This window comes from Bacteroidota bacterium, assembly GCA_016711505.1.
In the GTDB taxonomy this organism is placed as follows: Bacteria; Bacteroidota; Bacteroidia; order AKYH767-A; family 2013-40CM-41-45; genus JADKIH01.
In genome coordinates this window covers 51,655-65,454 of the sequence record JADJSV010000019.1, presented here as the reverse complement: position 1 = coordinate 65,454, position 13,800 = coordinate 51,655, and the positions used below count along the sequence as shown (strand labels likewise).

Sequence of the window (13,800 nt, the reverse complement as noted above, 5' to 3'; positions counted from 1 at the left end):
TCCGGAACCTGCACAAAATATTCAAAAAATAAGATTTATTTTAACTGTAAGAAAAAGATTCATTTTTCATTTAAAGAAGCATTTCTTCAGGAATACTCCTAAATTACTTTAATGCATTCTAAATTTACCGATTCACGGACGCATGATTTGTGTCAATAATTTCTTTTTTTCAAAATTTTCCTAGTTTTTAATGAATCTTGCAGCTTCAATTTTTGTCTTAAATTCAAGTGTTAAATTATACCATCCGGAACTCAGATCAGAGATATTGAGTGAATTTCCGGTAGATGAAAGCTGCAACTTTCCGCATCTTACCATTTCCCCAACTACGTTGTAAATTTTAAATGAAACTATTTCACCAACATGATCATTGATAATTATTCCGAGCAAATTATCAGCAGGATTTGGATATGCAATTGCCTGTCCTGTATTCGCTTCAGTGATCGTATTTAAATTACAAACTTCCATAGCAATTCCTCCTAAATCCTCTGCTAAAACCCCTACTGATTCAAAAACTACCGGAGTCCACTTTCCATTGTATCCACCTGCGACTATTGCTACTGAGTCTTCTATGAAGTTAATGGGAGAAGAATTGCACATCAGAGAATCATAATTTTTACTCATCCTTGACAAAAAGATATCACTCTCACCTACTCCTTGTCCATATATCGCACCGGCAATTATTATTTCCTGCTGCGTATTTAACAATATATTTACAGCAGTTTCAACTTCTGTTGGTATACCTACAATGAAAGAATTTAAGTAATTCCCGGACGAATCGATCTTCATAATTAATGCATCGGAAAATCCTCCGGAAGATAAAATTGCAGTTTCACCACAGATCAGATAATTACCATCTTCATCGATCAACATATCTTCTGCCCGGTCTTGTTCTGCTGTAACATAGATCTTTTGCCACTGAATATTTCCGGAATCATCCAGTCGCATTAATAATACATCAGACAACGGCTGACCGGAGCCTGTAGTTGTTCCGGCAAAAATAAATCCACCTGCATCCAATGCATACATTTTACCCGGATAAATCTTTCTTAATGCAGGAGCCGTATTATATGTTTTTGCCCAAAGTTGATTTCCTATACTATCAGTTCTGATGAGAAATAAAGTATTTGAATAGAAACCATATCTGGAAGTTCCGACAATAAGAAATCCGCCATCAACGAGTGGTAAGATCTCATCAGCATTTTCAATATCAGGGCCACCAAAATATTTTTTCCAAGTCACGTTTCCAAGACTGTCAGCTTTCAATAAAAGTAATTGTTCATCTGAACTGATATCACACTGGCCGCCAAGAATAAATCCACCATCGTCAGTCATAGAAATACAAGAACCCGATTCATAATTTCCAACTTTATAATTCTTTTGCCAGATAAGATTTCCGGTAAGCGAAATTTTTGCAATATTCAGCAGCGAATTTCCTGTGATCATATCCACCGTTTGACCACAAAACAGATACGATGAATCAGAACCTGCTTCAATCCAATAAATCTGATCTGCATCAATTGTCCCGTATGTTTTGGCCCATTCAATATTTCCATTGTCATCTGTTTTTACAACATATCCATCAACATTATTTCCGGGAGAGTTTCCAAAACTGGAAGTATATCCGGCTAGTATATAGCCACCATCCAATCCATTGATCATTTTATAAACGCCGTCTTCAAAAACACCGCCAAGAGAATGTTGGAAATGCTGCGCTTCTACAGCGGAAATTTTCATCAGACATACTATAATTAAAAAATGCAGCTTTGTTTTCATTTTAAGATCGGCTTAATAATCCTTCAAAGTAAACTTTAATTATCACAATATCTGATGATTTAAAAATACCACATTCACATGCAGGTGATGACAGGCTCTTAATTTCATGATTTGCAAGAAAAATTAATCCCACCAAAGTCAGTCTTCACCCTACTTAAAACACAACTGACCAAAATGCTTACTTAGGTGCGCTTAAATTAAGTACTTTTTCATTGCGTAATTCGGAATACGTTAACATTCATTCGTAAGTCGAAACAAGATATGATGAACTTCCTCTCCCAAATTATTAATTCAAGATCTACTTATAAAAATCTATTACTTCTGAATGGAATACTTTCCTGTTTGTTATTCTACTTTTTTCGTGATCTGACGAGTGGTGAAGAGAAACATTATCTTAGTTATGCCCAGGGATTAGAGTATGGTCGTTTCTCACAATGGTGGTTTCTGCCAAACTACATTCCGGATACCATCAGAACACCGGGATATCCTGTTTTTCTTTTTTTAATAGAAAAGATTTCCAGCAGTATCTACTTTATTAAAGCTATTCAATTCGTGATGTATGGATTATCAGTTTTAATGATCCTGAATGTCGCTTCAAATTACGACAGCAGCTACAAGCTCAGAAATATTTTTCTTTTACTCTTGCTTCCATATGTACAACTTGCAATTTTTACTGTTGCAATTCAACCGGAAGCTTTGATGACTTTCCTGCTGACATTGTATATTTTTATTGACTCGAAGCCTATAAAGCCGGAATGGAAAATAACCTTTATGGGGCTACTAAGCGGAGTTATCTTTCTGGTAGGCCCGGTTTTTTTATTTTTCCCACTGATACTTTTTGCCATATCGATTGCGACAAAAAGAAATAAACTTTCTTTTGGACTTGCTCTTTCCATGGTCATAATTTATCTACTTACAATTTTGCCTTATGCAATATGGAATCTGAAAAATCACGATGTGATCAGTCTTACACCAATTGAAAGTGCCGGTGGCGATAAGATCTCATTATTCTCCTCACTTAATCAGGCACAAAACAACATCATTGATCATAGCAAAGAATCAGATTATATTGACTCGGCCTGTGCGCAGTATTTATCGGATGATGATAAAATCAATCTTGCCGAGATGAATACCTATAACGGATTCCAAAAGACTTATAATGCAAAATATACTTTAGCTAAAGAAAAGCTTCTCAAACAACAAACATTAAATCAATTAAGAGAAGAGCCGGCAAACACATTAAAATCGAAAGCAAGTACTATGCTCAGATTATGGCTCAATGAAATGCAACTTACCGATCTGAAAAGCTCAGAACTTAATAAAATATTTCCTGCAAATTATTTTCGCATTATAACGATCATATTCTTCTTAGCTTCTTTGATCTTAATTCCACTTGCGTTCTACAGAAAAAAACTTTCCTGGGTACATTCACAAACCGTGATAATCCTGATAATTTATTTCGGAGTATTACACTTGTTCTTTTCACTTCAGGCAAAGTATACAATTCCTCTCAGACTTATTATCCTCTTACTTTTGGCACAAACTATTGTAGGGCTGTTTACACAACACAAAAAAATGAATAACTCATAACGAATACCGGATTTAAAAAAAACTACAAAATAACTTCCGACTTCCGATTCCTGAATTCAGATGTGGTGTGGAAGTGGATGGCATTAAAACTGTTTTTGATCATCTTCAGCATCCATTCGTTTTCTGAAAGGTAAACAGGGTTTTCTTCTTTGTCGTAAGCAATTGCGGAATTACGACTGCTGATAAAATGATTCAACTGCGCTTCAGTATCACCGGTAATCCAATATGCTTTTGAAAAACTAAGTGACCTGAATTCACATTTTGCACCATACTCATGTTCGAGACGGAATTTGATCACGTCAAATTGAAGTTCTCCAACAGTACCAATTATTTTCCGGTTACCGGGCTGTTGTGTAAACAACTGCGCTACTCCTTCCTCTGTTAACTGCTGGATTCCTTTTTCAAGTTGCTTTGCTTTGAATGGATCACGATTTTCTACTTCCTTAAAGATCTCAGGTGAGAAACTTGGGATGCCTTTATAATGCAACATTTCCCCTTCTGAAAGTGTATCTCCGATCTTGAAAATTCCGTTGTCATACAATCCTATTACATCACCGGGATATGCCTCCTCAATCAATGTCTTTTCATTTGCCATGAAACTCGTTGGATTCGTAAAGCGGACTTTTTTATCCAGACGCGTATGGAAGAAAAATTTATTTCTTTCAAATCGTCCTGAACAGATTCTTAAGAAAGCAATTCTGTCGCGATGATTCGGATCAAGGTTTGCATGGATCTTGAACACAAATCCTGAAAACTTATTCTCTTCTGAGTGAACAATTCTCTCTTCTGCTTCACGGGCTGATGGCTGTGGCGCTATCTCCAAAAAAGTTTCAAGCAATTCCAATACACCAAAATTATTTACAGCACTTCCGAAAAAAACCGGAGCTATCAGTCCATCGCGATAAAGTTCCTGATTGAATGGTTCAAATACACCTTCAACAAGATGAACATCCTCACGTAATTTATCTACATACTTTTTTGCAACAAACTTTTCAAGAGAGTCGTCTTCCAGTTCAACGATCTTAGCTTTGTTTTCAGAAATTCCAGTCTTGTTTGGCTCAAACAAATTCAGTTCACGTTTATACAAATTGTAAACTCCCTGAAATGATTCACCCTGACTGATTGGCCATGTCAATGGACGGACGTGAATCTTTAATTTATCCTGCAGTTCATCAAGCAGATCAAACGGATCTTTTCCTTCACGATCCATTTTGTTTATAAAAATGATCACCGGTGTACTGCGCATCCGACAAACTGCCATCAGTTTTTCTGTCTGCTCCTCTACTCCTTTTATACAATCAACTACAAGTATAACTGAATCGACTGCTGTCAAAGTTCTGTATGTATCCTCCGCGAAATCCTTGTGACCGGGAGTATCAAGAATGTTCACCCGCTTTCCTGCATAATCAAATCCCATCACGGAAGTTGCAACAGAAATCCCTCTTTGCTTTTCTATCTCCATAAAATCCGAAGTCGCTGTCTTACGGATTTTATTGCTCTTTACAGCCCCTGCCGTATTGATCGCACCTCCAAAAAGCAATAATTTTTCAGTTAAAGTGGTTTTCCCGGCATCGGGGTGAGATATAATTGCAAATGTCCTGCGTTTGGATATTTCCTTTTCCAACTCCATAGTGTACTGACTTTAGGGCGCGAAAGTAGGGATATTTTTGCAGTTTTCTTTGATTTCAGGTTTCACTTGGTTAAAGCGAATGAATTATTCGTTGTTAGTTTTAAAGATTGTCCGGCCCGTTAGGGCCATACTTTTGGTAACTTTTGAACCATACAAGAGTGTTGAGCCCCTTTAGGGGCGAACTCCATAAACACACAGCTTTTTTCGACAAGGAAAACAAAATTGTACATCAGAAATAAGCCGAATGCAATCACTATAGATTGGAACTTTTACGCATTTGAATTAATGGACACATGCATTGTTTTTAAAGAGTTCGCCCCTAAAGGTGCTTGACCTTCCCGTGTAGTCTGTATATTACCAAAAGTAAGGCCCTAACGGGCCTGTCAATTCAAACATCCATATACTTATTAGGGATTATTGAGTTTGCCTGACTGCGGGGAATAAATAGACTGAAAAGACTACCTTTGCCGCTCAAATAAGTAAAATGGAAATTGGCAAGTACAACGATTTAACGGTTAAAAGCATGGCAATGATAGGTCTTTATCTGACGGATGGAGAAACGGATGTGCTATTGCCAAAAAAATATGTAAAGGGCAACCCAAAAGTTGATGACCAGATCAATGTCTTTGTGTATCTGGACAATGATAACAGGCCTATTGCCACTACACTTCAGCCGTTTGCGTGCGTCGGTGATTTTGTGTTTATGACTGTAAAAGATGTCAATTCACATGGAGCTTTTATGGATTGGGGAATTGCAAAAGATGTTTTTGTTCCCTATGCTGAACAACGAGTAGACATGGAGATCGGCAAACAATATTTAGTGCATTTATTTATTGATGACCATTCCGAACGGATCACTGCAACGACAAAATGGGGTCAGTATATTGAAAAAGATCATGACCTTGAAGTTGATGATGAAGTTCAGATCTTAGTAGCTGAACAAACCGATCTGGGCTTTAAAGTAATTATAGAAAATAAATTTGAAGGACTGATTTTCAAGAATGAAATTTTCGGAGATGTCAGACCGGGTGATATAAGCCGGGCTTATATTAAAAACATTCGTTTCGATGGAAAGATCGATGTTAGTCTGCAGCCTATAGGTTATCATCATATTGAAGATCACAAACTGGTCATACTTCATCAGCTGAAGATCAATAATGGAATTCTTGATCTGGGAGATAAAAGTCCGGCTGAATCTATTTACAGCAAACTAAAGATGAGTAAAAAGAATTTCAAAAGAACGATTGGCGGCTTATATAAAGACCGGATCATTACCGTAAGCGATTATGAGATCAAGTTAATTGCAACAGATTAAAATATAAATTTTTTAAGTTTTCAAATTGCATAATTAGTTCCTCCACTCAGTCTGACTCAATTCTTATTGCTAATCGCTTCATTAACTTTATATTTTACAACTCTGCCCGTTGCTTCTAATTCCTCTATGTTAAAATTATTTCTTAAGTAATCTTTCAACCTTTGATTCTGAACCACTACTAATGTGTTCGCAAGTATTTCTTTGCTCTGAATGAATTTAATATTTTGTCCATTTGAATTCATAATTTCAACATACACTCGCAAATGAGTGTTCAGATCTTCCTGAAGAATTTCATAATTTTTCAAATCATGTTTTCCTCTGAGTGCATCACGGATATAATAACCAAGTTCATAGAAATTTTCTTCACTGGAGCCTTTTTCAAATTTGGGAAGATATACTTTGTCAAGTATAGCCCGGTATGGATTTAACAGAATAAGAAAAAGAAAAGCAAATGGTAAAAAATTATACCGTATAGATTTATTGACCACTTCCATTTTGCCTAAGAGCTCAAAAATCCAGTGTACAAACAATGCTGTTATAAAAGAAATCATCGGATACAATGGCAAGTCATACCATTCGAGTTTTGTTTTGGAAAATGTGATCACAACAAAGTAAATAACAGTTAATATTCCAAAATACTTCGTAACTCTTTGTATTTTCTCATCTGTACTCCAGAAACCTGTCAGAAAACCTAAAGGCAAAAGCAAATACCAAGGTGAAAAGCGACCTCTGATAAAATTATCATAAAAATACCATCCATCTTCCTTATGGTTTTCAATAACAGTCAAAAACCGACCACCCAACTCATTCATAAAAACGGCGCTCAGATATCCTGGAGCTGCCATTTCACGAATCAAATAATAACCAATCGTTAAAAACAAAAACATCCCTAAACCGAAATAAAAATGTTTGTTCCTCAGTAGCTGCACAACCTGTTTCTGCATCAAGGCGAAAATTACGATTGCAGGTGCAAAGAAAAGTGCTGCTACAGATTTCGTAAGAACACCAAATGCCAAACTCAGAAAGAAATAATACAAATATTTATTCTTCCTAGTCTCTGAGTAGGCAAAATAGAAGAGACAAGAAAGTGTTGTGAATAAAGTCAGCATTGCATCATAATCTCCGGTTCTGGTTCCGTGGTATGAGACATATCCCGGAGCAGTAACTAAAATAATGGCCGCAATAAAACCTATCCAGAAGTTTTTCAGGTATCGTATCGAAAAGATCAGCAGTGCTATGCAGGTAAGTAAAGCTGCAAAGGCTGATGGCAATCTCATTGCAAGTTCATTGGGTCCCACAACATCCATTAATAACGCCTGACACCAAATTAAAAATGGCGGCTTTGTATTCCAGAGATCCGGTTCGCCACCATAATATGTGACTATAAAATCTTTTTTAAGATGCATTTCATATGCATTCAAGTTAAGACGCGCCTCGTCCCACAATTGAATTGGCACTGAACCTAAATGACTAAAGAGCGGAATACAAACAAGACCAGCGAAGAAAATATACTTGAAGTTCTTTTTGAAAAATTCAGTCATTTGCACATACAATTTAATTTGTTATTCATATAAATTATTCACTTAATGAATTTGAAACTCAGGGTCAAATTTAAAAATAGATATTAATTGTAGCTGAAATTTGTCATGAATTTATCGTTTATACTAAATTCAGAATTCAACCTCTTAAAAGTTAAACAATATATTAAATTTTTATTTCAGATTAAACTTTAGTCGGTAAACTTGGCTTTCGTTACTATTGCATAGCAAAGAGATTCAAAAATTACTATCCGACTGAAACTTAAATCCCAACCGTTTTCCTGTCGTGATCCTGGATTGTAAATTTGCATTTATCACTTCGCCTACACTGATCTGCCCCTGTTGTTCAAATGGCGGAGTAAATGGATCAAAATCGAGACTGTATAGAATTGCTGATTCAATTATTTTCATCAGACATTCTGAGTCTATTACCGAAGTTGAGAAATCATTATAGAGGTAGCTTAATTGTTTTTTTCCTTCTACAAAAAAATGTTTGTCTTTATTAATGAAAATTCTACCGACAAGATATCCTACATCATTTGTCCTGTTATATTTAAAGCTATCACTTAAAAAATTGTATATAAATATTTTTCCGCAATAGGCATTATCCTTATTCTGCTGGACATACTGCGACTTCCATACTTCATGCGTACTGTCGAAAGTAAAAATATTGGTGTGCATAACAAATAATAATGTCTCATCTGCAAGAGTGAATTCAACTTCAAACTCACTGGCGTCTTTGAATGTGACCGTCAGATCGCCACCAAAATTTTTGACACGATTAGTAAGATCACTGCTGATTTCCATAAGCATAGTGCGAAGTTCTTCAAATACATCTCTTGTCTTCGAATAAACTTCTTGCTTCAGTGTTACCTTTTTTTTCAGTAACTCAACAATTTTATCATACTTACCTTCTGCCATTTCAATATTTTAGTAAGACCTTGCGAAGACTACTCTTTGCGTCGAAGGATTTCCGGAAAAGATACACTTACCGGCTTCCAGTTTGTTATCGATCGGAATACAACGGATCGTTGCTTTCGTCTCTTCCTTTATTTTTTCTTCTGTTTCAGATGTTCCATCCCAATGTGCAAGTACGAATCCACCATCATCCAGTCTTGATTTGAACTCATCGTATGAATCCGCTTTGTATGTATGACTTTCTCTGAAATCGGAAGCACGACGATATATATTATCCTGGATCTGTTCAAGCAAATGTTCGATCTTTATTGCAAGATCGGTAATCTGCATTACAGATTTTTCCTTCGTATCACGACGGGCAACTTCAGCAGTTCCATTTTCAAGATCACGCGGCCCAATTGCGATCCGAACCGGAATTCCTTTCAATTCATATTCAGAAAATTTCCAACCCGGCTTATGTGTATCTCTGTCATCGTATTTAACAGAAATATTTTTTGCTTTTAATTCAGCAATGATCTTATCAACTTTCTCTGTGATCAGTTTAAGTTGTTCTTCGCCTTTATAGATCGGAACGATTACAACCTGAATCGGCGCCAGTTTTGGTGGAAGTACTAATCCTTCATCATCACTATGCGCCATTATCAAAGCACCCATCAAACGGGTAGAAACACCCCATGAAGTTGCCCATACAAATTCCTTTTTACCTTCGCGATTTGTAAACTGCACATCAAATGCTTTTGCAAAATTCTGTCCAAGGAAATGCGAGGTCCCGGCCTGCAGTGCTTTTCCATCCTGCATCATTGCTTCTATACAATATGTATCGAGTGCACCTGCAAATCTTTCATTCGCTGTTTTTACTCCTTTCAAAACAGGTATTGCCAGGGTGTTCTCAGCAAAATCTGCGTATACTTCAAGCATTTTCCGAGTTTCTTCCACCGCTTCTTCAGCAGTTGCATGAGCTGTATGCCCTTCCTGCCAAAGAAATTCAGTAGTTCTTAAAAACAACCGCGTTCTCATTTCCCAACGGACAACATTTGCCCATTGATTAACCAGAATAGGTAAATCACGGTACGATTCGATCCAGCCACGATAAGTATTCCAGATAATCGTTTCGGAAGTCGGTCTGACGATCAGCTCCTCCTCCAGTTTGGCATCCGGATCGACCATAATTCCGCCTTTTCCATCATTTTTTAACCGATAATGGGTAACTACGGCACATTCTTTGGCAAAGCCATCAACGTGAGAAGCTTCCTTGGCAAAGAATGATTTTGGAATAAAAAGCGGGAAATATGCGTTAGAATGGCCTGTATCCTTGAACATTTTATCCAGAATCGCCTGCATCTTTTCCCAGATAGCGTAACCATATGGCTTAATGACCATACAACCCCGAACAGCAGAATTTTCTGCCAGATCTGCTTTAACTACAAGGTCTTGATACCATTGGGAATAATTGTCTGCTCGGGTTGGAAGTGCTTTACTCATATAGTTTTTGGTACGGTGTTTGTAAATCGTGGGTAACAAAAGTAATAATTAAAATTTGCATTAAAATTACTCTAATAATAATAGTCTAAAGAGCGAAAGGGGAACCCCAAATGAAAAATCTCAAATCACTAATCGGAATTGCCATCATCTTATCGGCTTCTGCATGTACATCAACTTATCAGGCAGGTTCTACAGCTCAGGATGATGTTTATTATTCATCTAAAAACAATCCGGCTCCGGCTCAGCAAACTTATCCTGCAACTCCTGCTGCCCCTGCTAATGATTATAGCAGCAACAACAGTAATTACAATCAGGATAATCAATCGAACCAGAATACTGATCAGAACCAAGGTTCAAATCAGAATTCTAATGATAGCTATAATTCATCGAATGAATATAGCGCTCCTTCAGATCAATACTCGAATTCTACACAGAGTACTGACGGACAAGGTAACACTTATGTTACCAATAACTATTACGACGATTATTACGATTACGAATATTCTTCACGAATCCGTCGTTACTACACTCCCGCAGTTGGTTATGGATATTACGATCCATTCTATACAAATTCATACTGGTATGACTATTCTCCAAATTCATGGGGCGTAAGTATATATCTTGGTTATAACTGGTGGGCTCCAACTTACTATTACTCACAACCTTTCTGCTATGGCGGAGGTTTCGGTTATGGATATTCTTCTTACTACGGATATAATCCATACTGGAATTCCGGTTGGTATGGTGGTGGATATGGAGGTTATCATCATGGATATAACAACGGCTACTACAATGGTTATAATGATGGCTATTGGAATGGCTACTATGCCGGAAATACAAACCCATACTATTACAACTCTTTTGATGACAATAGTCATTACTATGGTCCACGTGGTTCTGTAGGTGGAAATACGCCTCGTGGTGGTTCCGGTCGTGCAGTTGGTTCTATAGGTCAGAAATTCGAAACTGCAGTAGCTCAGGGAAAAATTCCAAGAACTGGAACTAAAGAACCGGATGTTCGTGGAACTTCTCTTGATCGTCCCGGAAAAACTACACAACCTAGAGGCGAACTTAGTAATCCACAAATTGGAAAAGGCGATAATGCTACTTCTACTCCATCACGTGATAACAATCCGGCTCAGACAAGACCATCTAAACCAGGTGTTCAAAATTCTGACGACAGAGGTAGCTTAAGCAAACCCGGAAATTCAGGTGATGTAAAAAATGATGACCGTGGTTCATTAAGTAATCCTGCAAAGAATGACGACATTAAAAACACAAATGATCGCGGTGGATTAAGTAAACCAAATACCGGAGAAAAGCCTGCTAACAACGACAGTAAAAATCAGAATGTTCGTCCAGGAACGCAGCCCACTACTCCACGTAATAACAATGGTGAAATAAAAAATACTACACCGCCACGTCAATACAATCAGCAAACGACACCGCGTCAGAATAATGTTCAGCCGTCTAATCCACGTCAGAACAGTATACAGCAAAATCAGAATAATAATTCTCGTCCGGAAACTAATCCACGTCAGAATAACTTTCAAAATAATAATCAAAATGGTGATCCAAGAAATAATAATATCAATTCTCGTCCTGATTATGTTCAACCAAAAAACAATTCAGACCAGAATAAAGATAATTCCCGTAATAGCTTCACGCCAAATCAGGAGCCATCACGTGAGAGTATTAAACAACCTCAACAGGAAATGAACACTACTCCGCGTAATGAGTCAAGAACACCGATCTTCCAGCCTCGTAATGAACCTAAACAGTACAAGCAGGAAAAATCAAATGACTTTCAGCGTTCATCACCTTCAAATTCTGCTCCATCAAGTCCTGCTCCATCACGTGGGAATAATAATAACAACAATAGTGGTGGCAATAAAAGACGATAATAATATTTATTAATCCCAAAGTGTTCAGCCCGCATGGAAAAAGAGAGAGAACTATACTACATGCGGGCTTTTTTTATTCAAGCTTAAGAATCAGATTATGAAAAAAATATTTCAGACAATAATTATACTTTCAGCAGTTATATTTTCGCATACTAAATCAAATGCGCAAACTGATGCTGATGCATTCAGATATTCAGGAACTTCTATCACCGGAACTGCACGTTATACTTCGATGTCAGGTGCTTTCGGTGCATTAGGTGGAGATTTTTCAGGACTATCGACTAATCCAGCAGGGATAGGAATCTATAGAGGTTCAGAAGTTACTTTCACCCCTTCAATATATGCAGCCAATACGAAATCAACTTTTCTCGGTAATCAAACAAGTGAAAATAAATTCAATTTTAATTTCGGTAATGCCGGTTTGGTTCTTACTAATAAACTAAGAAAAGATGAAGGAAGCGAAGGCTGGAAAAGCTGGAACTTTGGCTTTGGTTATAACCGCCAGGATAACTTTCATACGAGAGTAAATTTTGAAGGAAAAAACCCTGATAACTCTATGCTTGATTACTTTGCTGAAACAGCAGGAAGTCAGGATTATAGTTCACTGAATAGTTTCTATGAATATCTTGCATATTACACTTATCTGATTAACCCGGATAACGACACTGCAACAACGCAATACTCTCCGGCAATAACAGAGTACGGTCAGACACAACGTTATTCGAAGGAAGGTCGTGGTTCGAAAGGTGAAACAGTATTTACTTTCGGCGGGAATTACAACAACAAACTTTATATAGGTGCTACACTTGGTATTAATTCTATCCGTTATTCAGAAGAATCAACTTACGAAGAGATCACTAATTCAAATGTGATTGATTCACTTAAAAGTTACGACTTTAAACAAAACTTAACGACAGAAGGATCCGGCATAAACTTTAAATTCGGTTTGATCTACCGCCCTGCAGATTTTTTCAGATTCGGTCTGGCTATTCATACTCCAACCTGGTATGCGATGCATGATGATTATAAAAATTTCATGACCAGCAGATTCATAGACGGACAAACCTATACTGCAGAATCAGAAGATGGTTCTTTCGATTATGAAATGACAACTCCATTTAAGGCAATCGGAAGTTTCGGATTTATATTCGAAAATATGGGAATACTTGGTATCGATTATGAAATGAATGACTATAGCTCTACGCGTTTCAATTCTACAAATTATGGTTTCTTCGACGAAAATAAATTAGTTCAGGCGAAATACGATGTGACTCATACTTTCCGTGTGGGCACTGAATGGAAATATCTGAACCTAAGTTTTCGCGGTGGTGTGAACTATACAACATCACCGATTAAGTCGACATACACTTTCAGTGGAAGTGATTACAGTAAAATCGGTTACTCTGCAGGTATTGGAATGAAAGAGAAAAACTTCTTCCTTGATCTTGGATATTTATATTCACAAAGCAATCAATATTTTCAACCCTATTCTCTGGCCTTAGAAAGCGTACCCGGTGTTACGAATGATGTGACTACACATAATTTTGTGATTACTTGTGGGTTTAAATTTTAGTTCAAAGTTCAAAGTTCAAAGTTGGCTCCGTAGTCATACTACGAAGCCAACTTTGAACTTTGAACTTTGAACCTTGA

The 13,800-nt window shown here is 37.1% G+C and carries 9 protein-coding genes; 4 read left to right on the top strand and 5 right to left on the bottom strand.

Annotated features, from left to right (window positions below):
* Nucleotides 1-180 precede the first annotated feature (180 nt).
* The gene (locus IPL24_18465; protein MBK8365570.1) at nt 181-1,773 is read right to left on the bottom strand and encodes a T9SS type A sorting domain-containing protein; all 1,593 of its coding nucleotides are present in this window, start codon (nt 1,771-1,773) and stop codon (nt 181-183) included.
* Between the two features lie 264 nt (nt 1,774-2,037).
* On the opposite strand from IPL24_18465, the gene IPL24_18460 reads away from it, so the two are divergent.
* A complete protein-coding gene (locus IPL24_18460) occupies nt 2,038-3,363 on the top strand; it encodes a hypothetical protein (GenBank protein MBK8365569.1) in 1,326 nt (441 codons plus the stop codon).
* Between the two features lie 22 nt (nt 3,364-3,385).
* On the opposite strand, the gene IPL24_18455 is transcribed toward IPL24_18460, so the two are convergent.
* On the bottom strand, nt 3,386-4,993 hold the full coding sequence (locus tag IPL24_18455) for a peptide chain release factor 3 (protein ID MBK8365568.1): 1,608 nt from the start codon (nt 4,991-4,993) through the stop codon (nt 3,386-3,388).
* Nucleotides 4,994-5,477: 484 nt separating this feature from the next.
* On the opposite strand from IPL24_18455, the gene IPL24_18450 reads away from it, so the two are divergent.
* The gene (locus tag IPL24_18450) at nt 5,478-6,308 is read left to right on the top strand and encodes an RNA-binding protein (GenBank protein ID MBK8365567.1); all 831 of its coding nucleotides are present in this window, start codon (nt 5,478-5,480) and stop codon (nt 6,306-6,308) included.
* Between the two features lie 56 nt (nt 6,309-6,364).
* On the opposite strand, the gene IPL24_18445 is transcribed toward IPL24_18450, so the two are convergent.
* The 3 genes from IPL24_18445 to IPL24_18435 form a co-directional block, all read right to left on the bottom strand.
* Nucleotides 6,365-7,849, bottom strand: coding sequence for a glycosyltransferase family 39 protein (locus IPL24_18445; protein ID MBK8365566.1), 1,485 nt, complete (start codon nt 7,847-7,849; stop codon nt 6,365-6,367).
* Between the two features lie 234 nt (nt 7,850-8,083).
* Nucleotides 8,084-8,767, bottom strand: coding sequence for a hypothetical protein (locus tag IPL24_18440; protein ID MBK8365565.1), 684 nt, complete (start codon nt 8,765-8,767; stop codon nt 8,084-8,086).
* Nucleotides 8,768-8,776: 9 nt separating this feature from the next.
* Nucleotides 8,777-10,246 (bottom strand): proline--tRNA ligase, encoded by a 1,470-nt coding sequence (locus tag IPL24_18435; protein ID MBK8365564.1) that lies wholly within the window; start codon nt 10,244-10,246, stop codon nt 8,777-8,779.
* Nucleotides 10,247-10,356: 110 nt separating this feature from the next.
* Here IPL24_18435 and IPL24_18430 point away from each other — a divergent pair, with 110 nt between their 5' ends.
* A complete protein-coding gene (locus tag IPL24_18430; GenBank protein MBK8365563.1) occupies nt 10,357-12,150 on the top strand; it encodes a hypothetical protein in 1,794 nt (597 codons plus the stop codon).
* Between the two features lie 97 nt (nt 12,151-12,247).
* Complete coding sequence (locus tag IPL24_18425) at nt 12,248-13,723, top strand: hypothetical protein (protein ID MBK8365562.1); 1,476 nt, start codon at nt 12,248-12,250, stop codon at nt 13,721-13,723.
* The last annotated feature ends 77 nt before the right edge of the window (nt 13,724-13,800 follow it).